Source organism: Metabacillus sediminilitoris, assembly GCF_009720625.1.
Classification (GTDB): Bacteria; Bacillota; Bacilli; order Bacillales; family Bacillaceae; genus Metabacillus; species Metabacillus sediminilitoris.
In genome coordinates this window covers 3,261,181-3,283,901 of the sequence record NZ_CP046266.1, presented here as the reverse complement: position 1 = coordinate 3,283,901, position 22,721 = coordinate 3,261,181, and the positions used below count along the sequence as shown (strand labels likewise).

General features: G+C 39.7%; 14 protein-coding genes, 3 rRNA genes and 3 pseudogenes. 19 read left to right on the top strand and 1 reads right to left on the bottom strand.

Translation table 11 applies throughout. The features are described from left to right. Positions 1–46: 46 nt before the first annotated feature. From GMB29_RS15550 to GMB29_RS15530, 5 genes are all read left to right on the top strand, one after another. A 16S ribosomal RNA gene (locus GMB29_RS15550) occupies positions 47–1,597 on the top strand. 304 nt (positions 1,598–1,901) lie between these two features. Further along, positions 1,902–4,834 (top strand): 23S ribosomal RNA (locus GMB29_RS15545). A gap of 208 nt (positions 4,835–5,042) precedes the next feature. Further along, positions 5,043–5,158 (top strand): 5S ribosomal RNA (gene rrf / locus GMB29_RS15540). Together the 16S, 23S and 5S rRNA genes form the textbook arrangement of a ribosomal RNA operon. A 471-nt stretch (positions 5,159–5,629) precedes the next feature. Further along, entirely contained in the window at positions 5,630–6,172 is a 543-nt protein-coding gene (locus tag GMB29_RS15535; RefSeq protein ID WP_136356868.1) for a GNAT family N-acetyltransferase, read from the top strand. Positions 6,173–6,214: 42 nt separating this feature from the next. Then, on the top strand, positions 6,215–6,427 hold the full coding sequence (locus GMB29_RS15530) for a hypothetical protein (protein WP_136356866.1): 213 nt from the start codon (positions 6,215–6,217) through the stop codon (positions 6,425–6,427). A 37-nt stretch (positions 6,428–6,464) separates the two neighbouring features. Here the strand turns inward: GMB29_RS15530 and GMB29_RS15525 are convergent. After that, positions 6,465–6,956: pseudogene (locus GMB29_RS15525) on the bottom strand (cupin domain-containing protein); the annotation flags it as partial. 245 nt (positions 6,957–7,201) lie between these two features. On the opposite strand from GMB29_RS15525, the gene GMB29_RS15520 reads away from it, so the two are divergent. The 14 genes and pseudogenes from GMB29_RS15520 to sdaAB all read left to right on the top strand — a co-directional run bounded on the left by GMB29_RS15520 (position 7,202) and on the right by sdaAB (position 22,695). Beyond that, positions 7,202–7,771: a PadR family transcriptional regulator gene (locus tag GMB29_RS15520; protein WP_155443909.1), complete on the top strand. Its 570-nt coding sequence runs from the start codon at positions 7,202–7,204 to the stop codon at positions 7,769–7,771. Between the two features lie 73 nt (positions 7,772–7,844). Then, positions 7,845–8,558 (top strand): annotated as a pseudogene (locus GMB29_RS15515) (ABC transporter permease); the annotation flags it as partial. Positions 8,559–8,560: 2 nt separating this feature from the next. Beyond that, positions 8,561–9,205: pseudogene (locus tag GMB29_RS15510) on the top strand (ABC transporter ATP-binding protein); the annotation flags it as partial. 277 nt (positions 9,206–9,482) lie between these two features. Then, positions 9,483–10,319 carry a ribokinase gene (locus GMB29_RS15505; protein WP_319941370.1) on the top strand — a complete coding sequence of 279 codons (837 nt, stop codon included), beginning with the start codon at positions 9,483–9,485 and terminating at the stop codon, positions 10,317–10,319. A 61-nt stretch (positions 10,320–10,380) separates the two neighbouring features. Beyond that, positions 10,381–12,105 carry an adenine deaminase gene (gene ade / locus GMB29_RS15500; RefSeq protein ID WP_196305190.1) on the top strand — a complete coding sequence of 575 codons (1,725 nt, stop codon included), beginning with the start codon at positions 10,381–10,383 and terminating at the stop codon, positions 12,103–12,105. Positions 12,106–12,451: 346 nt separating this feature from the next. Continuing rightward, positions 12,452–13,486 (top strand): LacI family DNA-binding transcriptional regulator, encoded by a 1,035-nt coding sequence (locus tag GMB29_RS15495; protein WP_136356857.1) that lies wholly within the window; start codon positions 12,452–12,454, stop codon positions 13,484–13,486. Positions 13,487–13,802: 316 nt separating this feature from the next. Then, positions 13,803–15,068 carry an ABC transporter substrate-binding protein gene (locus tag GMB29_RS15490; RefSeq protein WP_136356855.1) on the top strand — a complete coding sequence of 422 codons (1,266 nt, stop codon included), beginning with the start codon at positions 13,803–13,805 and terminating at the stop codon, positions 15,066–15,068. 90 nt (positions 15,069–15,158) lie between these two features. Then, positions 15,159–16,085 carry a carbohydrate ABC transporter permease gene (locus GMB29_RS15485; protein ID WP_136356853.1) on the top strand — a complete coding sequence of 309 codons (927 nt, stop codon included), beginning with the start codon at positions 15,159–15,161 and terminating at the stop codon, positions 16,083–16,085. Continuing rightward, positions 16,085–16,915 carry a carbohydrate ABC transporter permease gene (locus GMB29_RS15480; protein ID WP_136356851.1) on the top strand — a complete coding sequence of 277 codons (831 nt, stop codon included), beginning with the start codon at positions 16,085–16,087 and terminating at the stop codon, positions 16,913–16,915. Before GMB29_RS15485 ends, GMB29_RS15480 begins: the two co-directional genes overlap by 1 nt. A 52-nt stretch (positions 16,916–16,967) precedes the next feature. Next, positions 16,968–18,296 (top strand): alpha-glucosidase/alpha-galactosidase, encoded by a 1,329-nt coding sequence (gene melA / locus GMB29_RS15475; RefSeq protein ID WP_136356849.1) that lies wholly within the window; start codon positions 16,968–16,970, stop codon positions 18,294–18,296. 203 nt (positions 18,297–18,499) lie between these two features. After that, positions 18,500–19,750, top strand: a complete 1,251-nt coding sequence (locus GMB29_RS15470) for an MFS transporter (protein WP_136356847.1) — start codon at positions 18,500–18,502, stop codon at positions 19,748–19,750. A 370-nt stretch (positions 19,751–20,120) separates the two neighbouring features. Beyond that, a complete protein-coding gene (locus GMB29_RS15465) occupies positions 20,121–20,798 on the top strand; it encodes a helix-turn-helix transcriptional regulator (RefSeq protein ID WP_227551367.1) in 678 nt (225 codons plus the stop codon). Between the two features lie 62 nt (positions 20,799–20,860). After that, positions 20,861–21,904: a PTS sugar transporter subunit IIC gene (locus tag GMB29_RS15460; RefSeq protein ID WP_136356845.1), complete on the top strand. Its 1,044-nt coding sequence runs from the start codon at positions 20,861–20,863 to the stop codon at positions 21,902–21,904. Between the two features lie 128 nt (positions 21,905–22,032). Further along, positions 22,033–22,695, top strand: a complete 663-nt coding sequence (sdaAB, locus tag GMB29_RS15455) for an L-serine ammonia-lyase, iron-sulfur-dependent subunit beta (protein ID WP_136356843.1) — start codon at positions 22,033–22,035, stop codon at positions 22,693–22,695. Positions 22,696–22,721: the final 26 nt, after the last annotated feature.

Sequence of the window (22,721 nt, the reverse complement as noted above, 5' to 3'; positions counted from 1 at the left end):
CCTGTGACGAACGTAGAAGTCAGCACATCATGTGCAAGTCAACTCTTTATTGGAGAGTTTGATCCTGGCTCAGGACGAACGCTGGCGGCGTGCCTAATACATGCAAGTCGAGCGAATCTGAGGGAGCTTGCTCCCGAAGATTAGCGGCGGACGGGTGAGTAACACGTGGGTAACCTGCCTGTAAGATTGGGATAACTCCGGGAAACCGGAGCTAATACCGGATAACATGTCGAACCGCATGGTTCGACATTGAAAGATGGCTTCGGCTATCACTTACAGATGGACCCGCGGCGCATTAGCTAGTTGGTGAGGTAACGGCTCACCAAGGCGACGATGCGTAGCCGACCTGAGAGGGTGATCGGCCACACTGGGACTGAGACACGGCCCAGACTCCTACGGGAGGCAGCAGTAGGGAATCTTCCGCAATGGACGAAAGTCTGACGGAGCAACGCCGCGTGAACGATGAAGGCCTTCGGGTCGTAAAGTTCTGTTGTTAGGGAAGAACAAGTACCAGAGTAACTGCTGGTACCTTGACGGTACCTAACCAGAAAGCCACGGCTAACTACGTGCCAGCAGCCGCGGTAATACGTAGGTGGCAAGCGTTGTCCGGAATTATTGGGCGTAAAGCGCGCGCAGGTGGTTTCTTAAGTCTGATGTGAAAGCCCACGGCTCAACCGTGGAGGGTCATTGGAAACTGGGGAACTTGAGTGCAGAAGAGGAAAGTGGAATTCCAAGTGTAGCGGTGAAATGCGTAGAGATTTGGAGGAACACCAGTGGCGAAGGCGACTTTCTGGTCTGTAACTGACACTGAGGCGCGAAAGCGTGGGGAGCGAACAGGATTAGATACCCTGGTAGTCCACGCCGTAAACGATGAGTGCTAAGTGTTAGAGGGTTTCCGCCCTTTAGTGCTGCAGCAAACGCATTAAGCACTCCGCCTGGGGAGTACGGTCGCAAGACTGAAACTCAAAGGAATTGACGGGGGCCCGCACAAGCGGTGGAGCATGTGGTTTAATTCGAAGCAACGCGAAGAACCTTACCAGGTCTTGACATCCCACTGCCCGGTATAGAGATATACCTTTCCCTTCGGGGACAGTGGTGACAGGTGGTGCATGGTTGTCGTCAGCTCGTGTCGTGAGATGTTGGGTTAAGTCCCGCAACGAGCGCAACCCTTGATCTTAGTTGCCAGCATTTAGTTGGGCACTCTAAGGTGACTGCCGGTGACAAACCGGAGGAAGGTGGGGATGACGTCAAATCATCATGCCCCTTATGACCTGGGCTACACACGTGCTACAATGGATGGTACAAAGGGCTGCAAGACTGCGAAGTCAAGCCAATCCCATAAAACCATTCTCAGTTCGGATTGCAGGCTGCAACTCGCCTGCATGAAGCCGGAATCGCTAGTAATCGCGGATCAGCATGCCGCGGTGAATACGTTCCCGGGCCTTGTACACACCGCCCGTCACACCACGAGAGTTTGTAACACCCGAAGTCGGTGGGGTAACCGCATTGGAGCCAGCCGCCTAAGGTGGGACAGATGATTGGGGTGAAGTCGTAACAAGGTAGCCGTATCGGAAGGTGCGGCTGGATCACCTCCTTTCTAAGGATAATATGAAGTTTTATTACTTCATTAAAAAGACGTTTCTGACTTTGTTTAGTTTTGAGAGAACTATCTCTCAATGATGATACACATAGGATTAAAAACATTATGCATACGATAAGTTCCTTTTTAAAGGATCGCCTGCTAAAGGCGCCACGTCCTGTGGCAACGCATGCGTTTGCACATCCTGTGCTTTGTTCCTTGAAAACTAGATAACGATAACAATTCAAGTAATTCACTGAGTTTAAACGCTTAGTTTAGTGATTCTCTTAATAATGATTAAAATGACATTTATAATGTCAAAGGTTAAGTTGTTAAGGGCGCACGGTGGATGCCTTGGCACTAGGAGCCGATGAAGGACGGTACTAACACCGATATGCTTCGGGGAGCTGTAAGTAAGCTTTGATCCGGAGATTTCCGAATGGGGGAACCCACTGCTCGTAATGGAGTAGTATTTTCACCTGAATACATAGGGTGATAAAGGCAGACCCGGGGAACTGAAACATCTAAGTACCCGGAGGAAGAGAAAGCAAACGCGATTTCCCAAGTAGCGGCGAGCGAAACGGAATTAGCCCAAACCAAGAGGCTTGCCTCTTGGGGTTGTAGGACACTCTATACGGAGTTACAAAGGAACGGAGTAAATGAAGAGGTCTGGAAAGGCCCGTCAAAGAAGGTAACAACCCTGTAGTTGAAACTTCGTTCCCTCCAGAGTGGATCCTGAGTACGGCGGGACACGTGAAATCCCGTCGGAAGCAGGGAGGACCATCTCCCAAGGCTAAATACTCCCTAGTGACCGATAGTGAACCAGTACCGTGAGGGAAAGGTGAAAAGCACCCCGGAAGGGGAGTGAAAGAGATCCTGAAACCGTGTGCCTACAAGTAGTCAAAGCCCGTTAATGGGTAATGGCGTGCCTTTTGTAGAATGAACCGGCGAGTTACGATCCCGTGCAAGGTTAAGTTGATGAGACGGAGCCGCAGCGAAAGCGAGTCTTAAGTAGGGCGAAAGAGTACGTGGTCGTAGACCCGAAACCAGGTGATCTACCCATGTCCAGGGTGAAGTTCAGGTAACACTGAATGGAGGCCCGAACCCCCGCACGTTGAAAAGTGCGGGGATGAGGTGTGGGTAGCGGAGAAATTCCAATCGAACTTGGAGATAGCTGGTTCTCTCCGAAATAGCTTTAGGGCTAGCCTTGAAATTGAGAGTCTTGGAGGTAGAGCACTGATTGGACTAGGGGCCCCCATCGGGTTACCGAATTCAGTCAAACTCCGAATGCCAAAGACTTATGTTCAGGAGTCAGACTGCGAGTGATAAGATCCGTAGTCAAGAGGGAAACAGCCCAGACCACCAGCTAAGGTCCCAAAGTATACGTTAAGTGGAAAAGGATGTGGAGTTGCTTAGACAACCAGGATGTTGGCTTAGAAGCAGCCACCATTTAAAGAGTGCGTAATAGCTCACTGGTCGAGTGACTCTGCGCCGAAAATGTACCGGGGCTAAACGTATCACCGAAGCTGTGGATTGTTCTTACGAACAATGGTAGGAGAGCGTTCTAAGGGCTGTGAAGCTAGACCGGAAGGACTAGTGGAGCGCTTAGAAGTGAGAATGCCGGTATGAGTAGCGAAAGAGGGGTGAGAATCCCCTCCACCGAATGCCTAAGGTTTCCTGAGGAAGGCTCGTCCGCTCAGGGTTAGTCGGGACCTAAGCCGAGGCCGAAAGGCGTAGGCGATGGACAACAGGTTGAAATTCCTGTACCACCTCCTCACCATTTGAGCAATGGGGGGACGCAGAAGGATAGGGTAAGCGCGCTGTTGGATTAGCGCGTCCAAGCAGTTAGGCTGACAACGAGGCAAATCCCGTTGTCGTAAAGGCTGAGCTGTTATGGCGAGGGAAATATAGTACCGAAGTTCCTGATTCCACACTGCCAAGAAAAGCCTCTAGCGAGGTGAGAGGTGCCCGTACCGCAAACCGACACAGGTAGGCGAGGAGAGAATCCTAAGGTGAGCGAGAGAACTCTCGTTAAGGAACTCGGCAAAATGACCCCGTAACTTCGGGAGAAGGGGTGCTTTTTCAGGGCTTGCCCTGCGAAAAGCCGCAGTGAATAGGCCCAGGCGACTGTTTAGCAAAAACACAGGTCTCTGCGAAGCCGCAAGGCGAAGTATAGGGGCTGACGCCTGCCCGGTGCTGGAAGGTTAAGGGGAGAGGTTAGCTGCTAAGCGAAGCTTTGAACCGAAGCCCCAGTAAACGGCGGCCGTAACTATAACGGTCCTAAGGTAGCGAAATTCCTTGTCGGGTAAGTTCCGACCCGCACGAAAGGCGTAACGATCTGGGCACTGTCTCAACGAGAGACTCGGTGAAATTATAGTACCTGTGAAGATGCAGGTTACCCGCGACAGGACGGAAAGACCCCGTGGAGCTTTACTGTAGCCTGATATTGAATTTTGGTACAGCTTGTACAGGATAGGTAGGAGCCTGAGAAGCCGGAGCGCTAGCTTCGGTGGAGGCGTCGGTGGGATACTACCCTGGCTGTATTGAAATTCTAACCCGCAGCCCTTATCGGGCTGGGAGACAGTGTCAGGTGGGCAGTTTGACTGGGGCGGTCGCCTCCTAAAATGTAACGGAGGCGCCCAAAGGTTCCCTCAGAATGGTTGGAAATCATTCGTAGAGTGTAAAGGCACAAGGGAGCTTGACTGCGAGACCTACAAGTCGAGCAGGGACGAAAGTCGGGCTTAGTGATCCGGTGGTTCCGCATGGAAGGGCCATCGCTCAACGGATAAAAGCTACCCCGGGGATAACAGGCTTATCTCCCCCAAGAGTCCACATCGACGGGGAGGTTTGGCACCTCGATGTCGGCTCATCGCATCCTGGGGCTGTAGTCGGTCCCAAGGGTTGGGCTGTTCGCCCATTAAAGCGGTACGCGAGCTGGGTTCAGAACGTCGTGAGACAGTTCGGTCCCTATCCGTCGTGGGCGTAGGAAATTTGAGAGGAGCTGTCCTTAGTACGAGAGGACCGGGATGGACGCACCGCTGGTGTACCAGTTGTCTTGCCAAAGGCATAGCTGGGTAGCTATGTGCGGAAGGGATAAGTGCTGAAAGCATCTAAGCATGAAGCCCCCCTCAAGATGAGATTTCCCATAGCGTAAGCTAGTAAGATCCCTGAAAGATGATCAGGTTGATAGGTCAGAGGTGGAAGCGCGGTGACGTGTGGAGTTGACTGATACTAATCGATCGAGGACTTAACCTAAATAGAAAAGCGGAAGAAGCCCGCTTAAATCCATAGGGCATTGGAGCGCTCGAGAAGAAGTCGTACTTTGACTTCGCAGGAGAGTGTGAAATGACCGTAGGATTTGGCTTCTGGAGCTGGACAATGTAAGAGTATAAACTCAGTTGAGTGAATTGAATTGTGAATCGTTATCTAGTTTTGAAGGAATATCCCTTCAAACTTAATATTATTTGGTGACGATGGCGAAGAGGTCACACCCGTTCCCATGCCGAACACGGAAGTTAAGCTCTTCAGCGCCGATGGTAGTTAGGGGTTTCCCCTTGTGAGAGTAGGACGTTGCCAAGTAAGAAGAAAAAGATCAACAGAGATGCTGGTCTTTTTTATTTGTGTTAAACTATCACAATATAAAAAAGAGAACCTAAGGAAAAGATATAATAACTAGCCTGAGGAAAAGTAGAGATACTGAGATACTGGTCTTTTTTTATTGGATGGAGTTATGATAAAGGTTTAATAATTCTAAATTAGCTAAAGGAAAAGACCATCATAGCCCAGATGAAAGTAAAAACCACAACTAAATAGCAAAAGAAAAGGCCTTCATATCATCTGAAAGACAGCAAAAGAAAATTCTTTCATTTAGATTGATTCTCACCCCCCCAAGAGGGGTACAATCGTTTAATAGTTCCATTTTTTATAGAATTTTTATATTTTTATATTCATAGTAATATTTTATAATTTTAATAGAATGATTATTTAGAGAAGACAAGAATGGATGCTACTTTGTGGCATGGTTGAAAGCGATTGAAGGGAGAGCAGGATTTGATAAAACTAAGCTATTTTACACGTTCTGATTTCAAACAATTAATCAATTGGATCGATTCACCAGAATTTCTTTTACAATGGGGCGGGCCTGCTTTTGAGTATCCGTTAACTGAAAGTCAGTTAACGACATATCTTGCGAATGCAAATCATGATGAGGCTGACAAGTATGTCTATAAAGTATTACATAAAGAAACAGGTAAAGTGATCGGGCATATTTCGTTAGGAAATGTTGATAGGAAACATAAATCTGCACGAGTAGGCAAGGTTTTAGTTGGGAATAAAGATGTTCGCGGCCAAGGTATTGGTCAACAGATGCTGAAAGAGGTCCTAAAGATTGCGTTTGGTGAACTAAACTTACATCGAGTAAGTCTTGGAGTTTTTGACTTTAACGTTTCGGCAATTAACTGTTATGAAAAGGTAGGTTTTAAAAAGGAAGGAGTCCTTAGGGATTCAAGAAGAATCGGGAACACATATTGGAGCTCATTGGAGATGAGTATGTTAGAAAATGAATGGGCAGAGTGGCGAAGTCTGCATACATAAAATGATCTGTGAGTAATTGATATCGAGCAAAGGGGATCATGAATGGCAAAGTATATTAGTATGTTCTTCTTTAGTGTTTTGGCTTGTTTCATTCTTTTATTAATTTTGTCTTCTTTTTTCATTGGAGACGGTGATCCACCTGAAGCAGCTGTTTACACATTCGGTTCAATGATCGTTATTCTTTTTTCTTTTTTGATCACACAAATGTACTATTTAATTGATTTGGTAAAGGATATAGCGACATACCTGGATTAAAAAAAGGCATGGAAAAGCCATACCTTTTCATCGTTTGTTATAAATCAATTGTGCGATTATTAATATTAATCAAAATTTCTCCATCATGATTGTTCACCTTTTCAGTGTCATTAGCTCTTGAATGAATACTGTCTTTTGAGGGGGGACCAATCACAACTGATTCTTTAATTGGTGATAAGGCTTCAGCGATTTTTTCTTTATCTACTCCGTATGCAGCGTGAAACACTTTCGGTGGAGTTAGACGCAATGTATCAGAACCTTCTGCTGTTTCAAATTGATCATTATTAAAAAATAGATGAAGATGCAGTTTTTCTGTTATAGGTCTGATCCAATGCCACCATGCCATTGGGATAAACACGACTTGACCTGGTTTTGCCTTATAATTATGCAGTTTTTTAGTATCTGGATCTACGATGGATATCATTGCTTCACCTGAAACGATAACATCTAATTCCCATGAATTTGGATGCCAATGTGGTTCACGCATATATCCCTTTGTAAGAAAGAGGTCGACAAACGCCCCGCCAACCGTATACCTCCTATAAAAAAGAATAAATGTTATATCTTTTTATATGAAGAAGTCATTTTATAGGTGAAATGAATAATTGATAAATTAAACGATAAAGCATCCTCGTAAGAGATGCTTTTTTATATCGAATAAAATTAATCGTAATAGTAAAACCCCTATGGAGGTGTAAAATGTCCCTGTTTATAAATTAAGATTTTTTGACAATCCTAGGCCATTTAAGTCGTAATCATTTAAATGAGCAGGAATTGTTACATATTTTAGGAGATGAAAATTCAACAAAGGTTCTTGAAAAATTAGTTAGGGATGAAATGATACAAGTTAACAATGGCATCTATTCCGTTACAAGAAAAGGCTTAAAAAATGCACGTAACCTATTCGATCGGCCTTCAAAACCAAATTCAAAAGGTATGAAACGGAGAGGACTTATCCAGATAGCTATTCTCAAGCTATTAAAAGAAGAGCCGAGGCATGGCTATCAGGTGATGAAGTTATTAGAAGAAAGAAGCAATGGTTATTATACTCCAAGTGCCGGGACAGTAAATCCTGCTTTACAGGATTTACATGATAAAGGACTAATAACAGTTGTTGAACAAGGAGATAAAAAGGTCTATACATTACATTCAGATGGCTTGTTATTTTTAGCGGAAGCTGTTCAAGGTGAGGAAGATGTGTTTTGGGAGGACTGGCGAATCCGTTTAATGTGGAAGCAATCAAAGCATGCGGGTCTTGTAAGGGAAGAAATGGATAAATTTATGTTAGAGTATCACATTGCGATGAGAAGCCAGAACATGCTGAAGAATTCATCTCAATTTTAAAAAATGCGCGTGAACAGGTGATTAACTGGTCAGATCAGCAAGAAAGAAAACAACAAGGAAAGGAGGTAGATGAATGAAATCCGTCATGACGTTGTGGAAATACACGAAACCTTATCGGATATTTGTTGTTTTAGCCCCGTTATTAATGGCTTTAGAGGTGTCAATGGATCTTTTACAGCCGTTAATTATGCAGAAAATCATTGATAATGGGATCGCAAACAATAATACGGCATATGTCATACAAATGGGTATTTTGATGATATGTGCAGCCATTCTTGGATTAGTCGGAGGAGCGGGTTGTACGATATTTAGTACGCGTGCAGCTGTAAATTTTGCAACAGATATTAGAAGGGAAGTTTTTAAGCAGGTAGAACATTTTTCGAGTGAAAACCGAGATAAGTTTGGGACCGGAAAGTTAATTACGATTATAACAAGTGATCTTTCATTGGTACAAACGGCTTTCATGATGACACTTCGGGTATTAGTGAGAGGACCGCTTTTATTTATCGGCAGTATCCTTATTGTGTTTTTTCAGGCACGAGAGCTTTTTCCGATCCTTCTAGTCTTGATCCCAATTTTGATATTTTTTATTATTTTCCTTTCAAGAAAAGCTGGGGCATGGTTTAAACGTGTTCAGGAAGGGCTGGACCAGCTAAATACAAAACTGCAGGAAAATATTGCTGGAATTAGAGTTGTGAAGGAATTTGTTCGCAAGGATTATGAAATTGCTCTGTTTAATAGGGTAAATCAGTCATTAACGAAAACGACAATGACGGCAGAACAAATTTCGCTGGTGAAACCGTTGCATTGGTAGCACCTTTGGGAGCTGGTAAAACAACGATTTGCAGTTTAGTTGCCCGATTTTATGATATCGATCAAGGTGTGATTTCAATTAATGGAATCAATATTACGGATATGAAGTTAGAATCGTTACGGTCGCATATCGGCATTGTCCAGCAAGATGTCTTCTTGTTTGACGGAACGATCAGGGAAAATATCGCATACTGCCGATTAGGAGCAACGGATGATGAAATCTGGGATGCTGCAAGACGTGCTCAAATTTTTGATGTTATTAAGAAGCTGCCTGAAGGTCTCGACACACTCATCGGTGAAAGGGGAGTAAAGCTTTCAGGAGGGCAAAAGAAAAGACTATCAATCGCGCGAATGTTTTTGAAAAACCCGTCCATTCTTATTCTTGATGAAGCAACATCTGCGCTTGATACTGAAACTGAACATGCCATACAGCAAGCGTTATCCGAGTTGTCACAAGGAAGAACAACTTTGGTGATTGCTCATCGCCTTGCAACGATAAAAAATGCGGACAGGATCATTGTGGTTACAAATCAAGGGATTGCTGAACAAGGTAGCCATGATGAGCTGTTGGAAGTTGGAGGCGCATATAGTCGCTTACACAGCGCACAGTTTGGTGCTTAGTTTACCGAAATGGGATTTTTATAATATCATTAAATAAAACAAGGCGTCTAGAAGAGTGCTGAGCCACTGACTAGACGCCTTCGAATGTTTCAGACAGTAGGTTTAGAGTAAGAGGATGCAAATGATCATCAATATTTCTTGGGAGATATCCGGACGAATAATACCTTAATTGCACCATTTTGTGTTAAAGTTTAGAAAACAAAATAATTTATTGTAACAGGCGGTGTCAGAATGATTACTGTAGTTGGCAGTATTAATATGGATTTAGTCGTAGAGTGTGAAAAAAAGCCGCAGCAAGGTGAAACTTTTCGGCCAGTCCTATTCCACATTTCCAGGTGGAAAAGGAGCTAACCAGGCTGTTTCGGCCGCTAGATTAGGCGGCAAAGTCAATTTTGTTGGAAATGTAGGTAAGGATATGTTTGGTAAGGAGCTGCTTGAGCATTTAACAAATGAGAGCATTAGTATCGAACATATTAATATAGATCAAGAGCAATTTACAGGAATTGCAAATATTGTGATTACTAAAGGAGATAATAGTATCATTGTCGTCCCAGGTGCGAATTACACCTTAACCCCTTTACATGTTCAACAAAAAAAAGAACTTATAGCAAAAAGTGATCTTGTCATCGTTCAGTTAGAGATCTTAACAGAAACGGTTGAGGAAGTATTAACAATTTGTCATGAACTAGATGTTCCTGTTTTATTAAATCCAGCTCCAACTGCCTCTTGTACAAAGAAAATGATTGAAATGGCAACCTATATTACTCCTAATGAAACAGAATGTGAGGAATTATTTGGAGGATACTCTGAGGGGCTTTTGAAGAAATATCCTAATAAATTAATTGTTACATTAGGTGAAGCGGGAGCGGTCTATTTCAATGGTACTGACATTGTGCAAGTCGAGGGCTTCAAAACAACAGTTGTGGATACGACTGGTGCAGGAGATACATTCAATGGAGCTTTCGCATTTGCAATTAACAATGGCAAGGAAATAAAGGATGCCATTCAATTTGCAAATGCAGCAGCATCTCTTTCAGTCGAGAAATTAGGTGCGCAAAAAGGAATGCCATCTTTTGATGATGTTAATAAACGCTTAAAGGACACAATGATCTAAATACTAGAAAGGTGGTAAAGTTAAAAGCTTATCACTTTTTTTGTAAACGGAGGATATTTTCATGACTGATTTCATTTCAGACTTAATTGAAAAAGCAAAAAATTTAAATGACGTAGATCTCATTCTAAAGAACGGTGAGATTGTAGATGTGTTTTCATTAGAAACATTTAAGGCAGATATTGCCATATATAAAGGATATATAGTTGGGATCGGGCATTTTGATGCAATTGAAAATACTGTAGATGTCTCAAATAAGTTCATTATTCCAGGATTTATCGATGGTCATATCCATATTGAATCAACAATGGTGAGACCCTCAGAATTCTCTCGAGCGATCATTAAACACGGAATTACGACAGTCGTCACAGATCCGCATGAAATTGCGAATGTATCAGGTATAGATGGTATTAAGTTCATGATTAATGATGCAGCAGGCGCCAGCGTCGATATCTTAATGAAACTGCCCTCTAGTGTTCCTGCAACTCGTTTTGAAAATAATGGGGCGACACTTACTTCAGAAGATTTGCAACAGTTGATAGATGAAGAAAGTGTAATCGGTCTAGCAGAAGTTATGGATTATCCAGCAGTTGTTCATCATGAAAAGGATATGATGGAGAAAATAAGAATGGTGAAAGAAAAGAAATTCATCATCGATGGTCATGCAGCTGGATTAACTGATCGAGAGCTTGATATATATAGTATTGCGTCGATAAGAAATGATCATGAAGCTGTAAACAAAGAGGAAGCAATCCGCCGAGTGAGAAAAGGTTTTAACGTCTTAGTAAGGGAAGGTTCTGCAGCAAAAGATTTGTTAGCAATTTTACCTGCCATTAACGAAAGAAATAGTACAAGGTTTTCTTTTTGTACAGATGATAAGCATCTCGATGAATTAATTGCAGAAGGGACGATCAATCATGCGATAAAGCTTGCTGTTACAAACGGACTAGATCCTCTAATAGCGATCCAAATGGCTACTATTAATAATGCATTATGCCATGGGATAGAAAACAAAGGTGCCGTTGCCCCAGGGTATCTTGCAGATCTGCTAATTGTCGATAACCTCAAAGATTTAACGATTCATCACGTCATCAAAAGTGGAAAAATCATGAAAATTGACAGCAAGCCAAAGCAGGAACAAATTTTAATTCCAAGTTCAATTATGCAATCAGTAAAGTTACAATCCATTTCGAAAGAAATGCTTCGAATACCAATTAAGGATCAGCAAAAAGCCCATATTATCGAGATTTTACCAGGGAAAATTATCACGAAAAAACGAATTGACTTTGTTGACCAGGAAGATGGTTTTTTTAAGCCTAATCTTGAAAAAGATTATTTGAAAATGGTTGTTTGTGAAAGACATAATCATACTGGTCATGTAGGTCTTGGAATCGTTCATGGATTAAAATTATTGTCAGGGGCAATCGCCTCAACAGTTGCACACGATTCACATAATATTGTAGCTGCTGGCACAAATGATGAAGATATATTGATTGCAATCGAACGATTACGAAACATTCAAGGCGGATTAGTGATCGTTAAAAATGGAGAAGTGATGGCTGAAGTTCAACTTCCTATCGCTGGTTTAATGTCTGATCAACCATATGAATTTGTAGGAAAACAATTAACTGACCTACATGAAAAACTAGAAATGATTGTAGATAACCATTCGCAAAATATTTTTATGATTTTATCATTCTTATGCTTGCCGGTCATTCCTGAATTGAAACTTACGGATAAGGGACTTTTTGATGTAACTGCTTTTGAGCATATCAATGTTGGTTTATAATCTTTGAAAATGACTAGATGAAGAGAAAAGAAGCCTTGATAGGGAATAAGCCTATCAAGGTTTTTATATGAAAAAATTTAGTAAATCAATCAAAAGTTAAAAAAGTATTTAGCAGTAAATAATTTATTATTTAGTAAAGATTTACTGTTGATTTACTGGTAAGAGAAGGTGATTCATTAATTTATCTAGGTAATATAAGTAATTAAAGAGAATCAAAATTGTTGAAATTATTAAAAAACTTATTGAAAGCGTTTTATTCATCTGTTAATATTTAATCATCAAGTAAATATTTAGTGAAACAATAGAAAGAATTTTCCTTAAACAGAGGTATAGTGAGGTAGTACAAATGACAACGATCAAAGATATTGCAGCACACGCGAATGTCTCGAGTTCGACTGTTTCAAGAGTTTTAAACAATGATCCGACTATTTCTGTAACAACTGAAACGAGAGAGCGAATTTTAGAGGTTTCGAAGGAATTAGGTTATAAAACGGTGAGGAAGCGAAAAAATGAACAAAAGCTTTTGAAAACAACGAATCATCGAATAGGCATCTTTTTAGCAAACACTCGCGAGGAAGAAGAAGACGGGATAAATGATCCGTATTTTACTGGAATAAGAAACGGGGTCGAGAGTGAGTGTCTTAATCAAGGGATCTATTCTAACAAGATCATTCGTTTATCAGAAGATCTCCAAGAGCAATTTATTGATGACGTTGATGGGTTAATTGTTATTGGTGTTATGAAGCCAAGTGAATTAAACCGAATCAGCGATTGTTTAGACCATGTTGTGTTTATTAACTATTCACCTGATGAGGATAAATATGATTCCGTTATTTCAGATTTTGAAAAGGCTACAACGAGTGCTTTAAAGCATTTGTTTGAGCAAGGGTATAAAAGTATTGGCTATCTCGGTGGACGAGAAAGAGAGCAAATTACTTTTCGAATGGTTGAAGATAAGCGTCATACAACATACGTAGATTTCATGACAAGAAAAGGACTTTATCGAGAAGACCATGTATTCATTGGTGAGTTTTCAATGAATCAAGGTTATAAGCTAATGAATGACGTCATTAAACGGGGGGATCTTCCAGAAGCCTTTTTTATTGCGAGTGATTCAATGGCAATCGGAGCTTTGCGAGCTTTACAAGAGGAGAATATTAGAGTACCTGAAGATGTCGCAATTGTGAGCTTCAATGATGTTCAAATGGCTAAATTTGCGAGCACACCTTTGACTTCTGTAAAAGTATACACGGAGCAAATGGGTCGGATAGGTGTTCAATTACTTCTCGACCAATTAAATGGGAGAGAAATTCCGTTGAAAATAACGGTTCCTACCAAATTATGTATTCGTGAAAGCTCAAATGTTAAGAAAAATATATAACGAGATGAGGAAGCTTAAGGGGGGTGATGGTAGGGGAAAGATAGAAGATCAGTTTGGTTTTGATAGCCTGTTAAAATGAGATTAAAAAGTCAAAGGGTTCAAAAAATCAATTTGGCAGAATTGATTTAAATAAGAACTAGTTCCTAAGACTCTTCAATCTCCAATCTCCCCTTATTAAAAGGGAAAAAGATCTAGAATTATATTATAAAATAAGTTTTGTTTTAAGGCAAAAATAATGCTTTGTACTTACAACATTGTCTCACACATCAAAGAATTCATTTTCATTTATTACTTAATTAGAATGTGGGGGAAGTAAATGAAGAAGTTTATGAGTTTGATAACTTTTGTTATCGCTTTCACAATAATTGCAGCTGGATGTACAAATAAAGGTGCTTCAAATGAATCAACAGGGGATGGAAAAGTCTCATTATCGCTTTTCTTAACAATGTCTAATGAAGGAGAAAAAAAGGCAATTGAAAATGTTGTTGCAAAATTTGAAGAGGAAAATCCTGAAATAAATATTGAATTAAACCTTCCTGGTGGAGGATATGAAGATATGCTTCGTGTCAAAATGGCTGCGAATGATATGCCTGATTTATTTGATACACATGGCTGGTCACAGCTCCGTTATGGTGAATATGTAGCTGATCAAAAGGATATGGATTGGGTGCAGCATCTTGATCCGGCATTAGACCAAATCCTTAAGGATGACAGTGGAAAAGTATACGCTTTCCCGATTAACCAAGCAAAAGATGGCATTAGTTATAACGTAAATGTGTTAGAAAAGTATGGAGTAAAGCCGCCAAAAACAATCGATGAATTCATTACAGCACTTGAAACGATTAAAGAAAAAAGTAAAGGGGATGTTACGCCTTTATGGATTCCTGGTGGAGATAACTGGACAATTGGACAAATTTTCGATGAGTTAGCTACTCCTTTAGTCATAACAGATGAGAAAAATAGTTATGGAGATGAGTTGAAAGATGGATCATTTGATTGGTCGAAATATACTCCGCTAGCTGAAAAAATCAAAGAAATGCAAGAGAAGGGATTAATCAATGAAGATGTGTTAACAGCAAAGATTCAACAAGCGACAGAGCTGATTGCACAAGATAAAATTGCTTTTACATTCGTAGCTGGCTCACTTGGACCAGATGCAACGGAATTAAACCCAGAAGTCAAAGTAGGGACAATGCCGGTACCAGCATTTCATGAGGGAGATAAACAAAGTTGGATTGGCGGCGAACGTTATACGATCGCTATTTCAAAAAATACAAAGCATCCTGAAGAAGCGAGAGCATTTATTGACTTTATTTCACAACCTGAAAACTTAAAAATTATGGCGGAAGGAACATCGGCACCTGATGCACTAACAAATGTTGATGCTGAAAACTATTTCTCTGAGTACTACAAACAGTATGAGGATGTAATGGTTGAACCGTATTTTGACCGTGTGTATTTACCAAGTGGAATGTGGGATGTTATGGCAACTACAGGCCAGGAATTATTAGCTGATACGTTAACACCTGAACAACTTTCGGGAAAAATGGGTGAAGAGTATACACGTTTAAGAAATCAGTAACTTCGATGTGTGGCAAGGGTTTGTTGAGGAGAGGATATCTGTCCGCTCCTTACTTATTTAACCCTAACGTCTAATTAAGGAGTGTGAAAGATGAGTGAGATAGTCACAGAAACAGAGTACACTGTAACCAAAAAACCAAGGAAACTTAAAGTGAAAAAGCAAACTTCACTTTGGTGGATGTACCTACCAAGTTTCGCTGTAGTATTTCTGTTTATCTTATATCCGTTTTTTAATGGTATTCAACTATCCTTTACGAATTGGAATGGTTTCTCGCAAGAATATGATCATGTGGGATTTGATCAATATAAACGTCTTTTTGCAGATCCTACAACATGGCTTGTAGTCAAAAATACACTTCTATACGGGATTGGCAGCACTATTCTCCAAAACGTACTTGGCTTATTATATGCCTTGCTGTTGAACCAAAGTATAAAAATGAAGGCAGTTACTCGTACAGTCATATATTTACCGGTTATTATCAGCCCGTTGATTATGGGATATATTTGGTACTTTTTCTTCTCTTTCCAAGGTGGAGCACTTAACGATGCATTGCAATTCTTTGGACTTGAAAAAATCAATGTGTTAGGAAATCCGGAATTTAATACGTGGATTATCGTGTTTGTCAATACGTATCAATATGTTGGAATCGCGATGATTATCTATTTAGCAGGTTTACAAAGTATCTCAAAGGATTTTTATGAAGCAGCACAAATTGATGGGGCATCATCACTTCAACAATTTAAAAACATTACACTGCCACTATTAATGCCATCGATCACCATAAATATGGTACTTAATATAATCGGCGGTTTAAAATTATTTGATGTCATCATTGCATTAACTGGCGGCGGACCTGGGAATGCATCACAATCGATGTCAACATTTATGTACGATCTTTATTTTAAAAGACAGGATGCTGGCTATGCAGCGACACAAGGCGTATTTATGGCGATTATTATTCTCGTAATTAGCTTAGCGGCGCTTGTTTACTTTAAGCGAAAGGAGATTGAAGCATAATGGAATATCTTAATAAGAAAAAGAAACACTTGTTAACAGGTGTATCTATCCTAGTGTTGTTATTCCATATCATTCCCTTTTATATTATGGCCACAACCGCTTTAAAAGCAAAAGGTGATTTTAGTTCGAAGTGGGTCTTTCCTAAGGAATTGAATTTTCAGAACTTCTCAGAGGCGTGGCAAACAGCGAATTTAGGTCCATCTTTTATAAATACACTGATTATCACGGGATGCTCAGCCGTTTTATTAATTTTCTTTGGATCAATGGCAGCTTATCCAATGGCGCGCCGCAAGACAACATTAAATAAAATCTTTTATTTCGTGTTTATTGCGATCATGATTATCCCGCCTTTAACTGCATTGGTGCCATTGTATAAAATGGTCGTAAATATTGGCATGATGAATACATATGAGGTCGCTATTTTGAATAACGTGGCCGCTTTTATGCCATTAACGATCTTTTTATATGCAGGGTTTATCCGCTCAACGATTCCAAAGGAGTTAGAAGAGGCAGCAAAAATAGATGGGGCTAGTACGCTAGGAACTTTCTTCCGAATCGTGTTTCCGTTGCTTAAGCCGGTAACAGCTTCTGTACTCATTATTGCTTGTGTATTCATTTGGAATGATTATCAATTTGCCATTTTCTTCTTACAGGATAAATCGATGCATACGGTTACTGTTTCATTAGCGAGTTTCTTTGGTCAAAATCAAAATCACTTAAACCTGGTTGCAGCCGCTGCGATCTTAGCAATGCTGCCAATGACGATTTTATTCTTATTTTTACAAAAATATTTTATAGCAGGACTATCCTCTGGATCTGTTAAAGGATAATTTGATAGATTCGTTATTTCAAAAATATCATATCTAGGAAGGAAGATGATTCATGTCAAAAATCACATTTATCGGAGCAGGAAGCACTGTATTTGCAAAAAATGTACTAGGCGATTGTATGTTTGTTCCAGCGTTAGCAGGATTTGAATTTGCCTTATTTGATATTGATGAGCAACGTCTAAAAGATTCAGAGAACATGTTAAAAAATTTAAAAAATAACTACAAATGTAATGTGATAATCAAATCATATTCTGATCGAAAAGAAGCGTTACGTGGTGCAAAATATGTGATCAATGCGATACAAGTTGGTGGCTATAAACCTAGTACAGTCATAGATTTCGAGATTCCTAAAAAGTACGGTTTACAGCAAACAATTGCTGATACAATTGGAATTGGCGGGATTTTCCGAGCGCTTCGTACCATTCCGGTTATGTTGGATTTTGCAAAGGATATTGAAGAGGTTTGTCCTGATGCACTTTTCTTAAATTACACAAATCCGATGGCAAATTTAACAGGAGCAATGCTTCGCTATACAAATGTGAAAACAGTTGGTTTATGTCATAGTGTTCAAGTTTGTACAGAGCATCTTTTCAGGGACTTAGGAATGGATCATGAAGGAATTGAAGAGAGAATCGCTGGGATTAACCATATGGCATGGCTGTTGGAGGTGAAGCGAGATGGCGAGGATCTTTATCCAGAAATCAAACGCCGAGCAAAGGAAAAGCAAAAAACAAAACATAATGATATGGTTCGTTACGAACTAATGGATAAATTTGGATACTATATCACTGAGTCTTCTGAACACAATGCAGAGTATCACCCGTATTTCATTAAAAGCAAATATCCTGAGCTTATTGAGAAGTTTAATATTCCTCTTGATGAATATCCGCGTCGTTGTATATCACAAATTGAAAATTGGGTGTCGATGCGAGAAGAAATGGTGAACAACAGTCAACTTACACATGCTAGATCACATGAATATGGTTCAAGAATAATTGAAGCAATGGAAACGAACGTCCCGTTTAAATTTGGCGGAAATGTGCTAAACACCGGTCGCTTAATCAGCAATCTTCCGGAAAACGCAGTTGTAGAGGTGCCATGTGTTGTCGATCGCAATGGTATTTTGCCAACCTACATTGGAAGTCTTCCAGAACAATTAGCTGCACTTAACAGAACGAATATTAATACACAATTATTAACAATCGAAGCAGCTATTACTGGAAAAAGAGAGCATGTGTACCATGCTGCGATGCTTGATCCTCATACGAGTGCAGAGCTGTCTATGGATGAAATTATCTCTATGTGTGATGAGTTAATTGAAGCACATGGCAAATGGTTGCCGCAGTTTACAGAGATTGGTACGAAGGTTTATGTGAGATAGGATTTATGGTATGTTTTTGACAGTCCCACCACTTATTGAATGTGGTGTGGGACTGTTTTTTTTATCGTGGCAAATTAACATTATAAAGCTACTCTTAGGTAAGTCTCACTTTATAATGTTAATTTCTATACTTTATTGGTTAGGAAGTTAGTATACTTAAAATTAAGTCACTTTTAAAAAATTGAAGTTTGAGAGGTTTAAACATGCAAACAGTTCAACAAACGAAGCTGATAAAAAAATCCATACCACTTCCATTTCTAGTCATCTTTGTTGGATATTTAGTTTTTGGTTTTTTAGAAAATATTAAGGGTCCGGCCATTCCAAGGATGCAGACAGATTTTGCAATAGATGAATGGCAAATCGGCGTCCTTTTGGCGTTGAATTCGTTCGGATTTTTGCTCGCTTGTAGTTTTACTGGGGTATTTACATCGAAGTGTGGGATTAAATTAGTCAGTTTACTTGCATTTGGCTCTATGGCATTATCTGGAGTATTTATTTATTTTTCAAGTAATTATTTTGTGTTTTCTCTATCTTATTTCTTTATGTATATAGGGAATGGGATGCTGGAAATTGCCTTAGCCATTATAGCTGCTAGAATTTTTACTAAGAATACCGGTTTTATGATGAATGTATCCCATTTCTTTTATGGGCTTAGCTCAACGGTTGCCCCGATGATGGCTACAGGACTTATGGGATTGCATGTTTTGGGAAATGAGGTAGGATGGCGTGGGATGTATTTGTTGATGCTTTCCCTTTGTATTATTCCGATGATTCCAACGTTTTTTAGTAAATTCCCTGTAGATAAGGTAACAGCAGAGGAGCGTATTCCTCTAAAAGTATATTTGAAGGATCCTGCTGCATGGTTAATCATAAGTATTCTTTCTTTCGGTGTGATAGCAGAATTATCAATGGCAGGCTGGCTCGTTAATTTCTTAGAGAAATCCTACCATTGGAGTCAAACTGCATCATCAGCTATGTTATCGATCTTTTTCCTTTGTTTTATGATGTCGAGAATCATTCTAGGTGCCGTTACAGATAAAATAGGATTTATGAAGTCGCTCATTATTTTTTCTGCTGTTGCGGGAATTGCAACGATTGTAGCAACTCTTATTGGATCATCTGCTGTCTGGTTATTTGGATTAGCTGGGATTGGTATCGCACCAATTTATCCAACGATTATGGCATTGATTGCTAAGCGGTATCCCAACGGAATAGACACTGCCATTACGTTTACGGTCACATTAATGGGGATTGCAGTTGTGTTAGGGAATTTTCTAATTGGAGCGATTATTGAGTTTTTCAAGCAATGGTTTACAAGTATGCATGGAGCGGAAATAGGCTTAACAAGAGGATTTCAGGCAGGTTTCGTTTTTATCGGAGTTTGTGCAATTCTTTGTTCTGTTATGAGTTTTCTCTTGTACCGTTACTTTCAGAGAAGAAATGAATTGATCTAGAATACTTAAAACGATCGAAATAGCTAAGGAGGCTAATCAATGATTAGCCTCCTTAGCTATTTTTAGATTCAATCAATGGAATTAATAAATAATTAATTTAGTATGTTAATAAAATAAAATAGGGTTCTTTGAATGAGGGGATAGATAAGTGATTTTAATAGATAAATTAAAAAAAATTGGAGTGAATTACGATTTTACTAATAAAATTGAATTTTACAATTTTTTAATATCTATTAAAATTTTATTTTAAATGCAAAAATAGTATGTTATGATACTTTTGCAATAAAGAATTAATAGTATTCATTTAAAAATCGTTTAAATTTTTTAGTTTCACCTGTAAGCGATTACATATAAGAGAGGTGTGTGAAAGTTGCGAGATCATAATGAAGCTATATTTGATATGGCGATTCGGACAGCTGATATGCTTGTTAAGATGTTTGGTTCAAAATGTGAAGTGGCCGTACATGATTTTACAGATTTAAAAAAATCACTCATTCATCTTGCAGGAAATGTGACAGGTCGAAAGATTGGTTCACCGATAACTGATTTAGTGTTAAAGGAGTTAGCAAACCCAAATGAGGACATAAACGATATTCCGAACTATAAAACACAGTCGGAAAAAGGACAAATTATGAAATCGTCGACGGTCTTTTTAAAGGATCAACACAATAAACCGATTGGTGCTTTATGTATTAATTATGATATTAGCTTATTCATGCAATTTAATGGTGTGGTTGAAGAATTTATTCATTTTAATAACAATGAGACAACAACTGAAAGTTTTTATGCAACAGTACAAGATGTGATACATGGGATGGTTGACGAAGTTTTACTTGGTTTCAAAAAGGCTCCTTCAGACATGACAATCACAGAGAAGATTGAATGTGTAAGGATTCTTGAGAAGAAGGGAACGTTTCTCATTAAGGGTTCAACCGATTATGTCGCACATGCTTTAGGTGTTTCAAAGTTTACAGTCTATAATTACCTTCAAAAAATCCGCACGATGAATGAATATCATCTGGATGAAACAGCAGAAATCATGGACTAAATCTTGAAAAATTTTTAGGCTTTTAAAAGATTAAAAGTTTCATATGATAAGGAGAGACTAAAATGGAAATCTTAAAAGGTACGGTTTTATTATTGATTGTTTTAGGGTTTTTCACCTTGTTTAGCTACAAAGCTCCGAATGGAATGAAAGCGATGGGGGCACTGGCGAATGCGGCTGTAGCTGCCTTTTTAGTAGAAGCCTTTCAAAAGTTTGTTGGCGGTGACTTATTAAAGATTGAGTTTCTTGGAGAAGTGGGATCTGCTTCAGGTAGTATGGGTGGTGTAGCAGCTGCAGCACTTGTGGCACTTGCGATGGGTGTGTCACCTGTTTATGCGTTAATGCTAGGTGTAGCATGTGCAGGAATGGGGTTATTACCAGGATTTATTGCAGGTTATCTTGTCGCTTTCCTAGTGAAAGTCATTGAAAAGAAGGTTCCAGCAGGCTTAGACTTAATTGTTACAATCATCGTGGCAGCACCGCTTGTAAGATTAATTGCAAAATACATGAGTCCTGTTGTTGATGCAACATTGCTTAATATTGGTGGAATAATTGCTGAGACAGCGAACAGTAATCCGATTTTAATGGGGATTATTTTAGGCGGCGTTATCACAGTTGTTGCGACAGCACCATTAAGTTCAATGGCATTAACTGCCATGCTTGGATTAACAGGTCTTCCAATGGCGATTGGTGCTTTAGCTGTTTTTGGTTCTTCTTTTATGAACTATGTTTTATTTGATCGCATGAAATTTGGAGATCGTCGTACAACAATTTCAGTTGCAATTGAACCATTAACACAGGCAAACATCATTTCGGCTAACCCGATACCTGTATATGTGACGAATTTCATCGGAGGAGCAGCTGCAGGTGTTGTCGTAGCGATGGCTGGTTTAGTAAACAATGCACCAGGAACGGCAACACCAATTGCTGGTCTTGCCGTTATGTATGGGTTCAACGATCCTTTAAAAGTAACGATTACTGCTGCTATATGTGCAATCGTCGGCGGATTATGCGGGTTACTTGGATCGATTATCTTCAAAAACTTTAAGATCCGTACGTTGGCTGAAATAACGAAGGATGATGCGAAACAAGTAAAAGAAGTAGCTTAAGCAAATAACTGCAGATATGCGCACGCTATTTTACTATGTAGCACAATGCATGAAAGTGTAGATCCATAGAAGTTTCTAAGGCGATTGTGCTGTTGTTTAAATATTTATATCAGATAAGGATGATAACAATGAAATATAGATCAGCTTTTGATATTATCGGACCAGTTATGATTGGTCCTTCTAGTTCTCATACAGCTGGGGCTGCTCGGATAGGGCGAGTAGCTAGAACCTTATTCGGACGACAACCAAAAAAGGCAATTATTTCTTTATATGGTTCATTTGCAAAAACGTATAAGGGACATGGAACAGATGTAGCCATCGTTGGAGGGCTGCTTGATTTTGATACATTTGATGAGCGTATACCACAAGCTTTAACGTTAGCTAAAGAAGTCGGAATGGATGTACAATTTGTCGTTGAAAATCTTGTTACAGACCATCCAAATACAGTAAGAATTCGCTTGTATGATGAAAATAATGAACTCGATGTCGTTGGTATATCAATAGGTGGAGGTTCAATTGAAATTACGGAATTGAACTCATTTAAACTTAAATTATCAGGAGAATATCCTGCCATATTAGTTGTACATCAAGATCGTTATGGAGCGATTTCAGGTGTCACAAATATATTAGCTAAGTATCAATTAAATATCGGCCATATGGAAGTATCACGGAAAGAAAAAGGAAATATGGCGATGATGGTGATCGAAGTTGATCAAAAAATTGAGGACAATGTCATCAAGGAGATTGAAAGCTTACCAAATATTACGCAGACGATTCGGATGGTTGAATAAAAGCTTTTAACAAACTGGAGGTACAA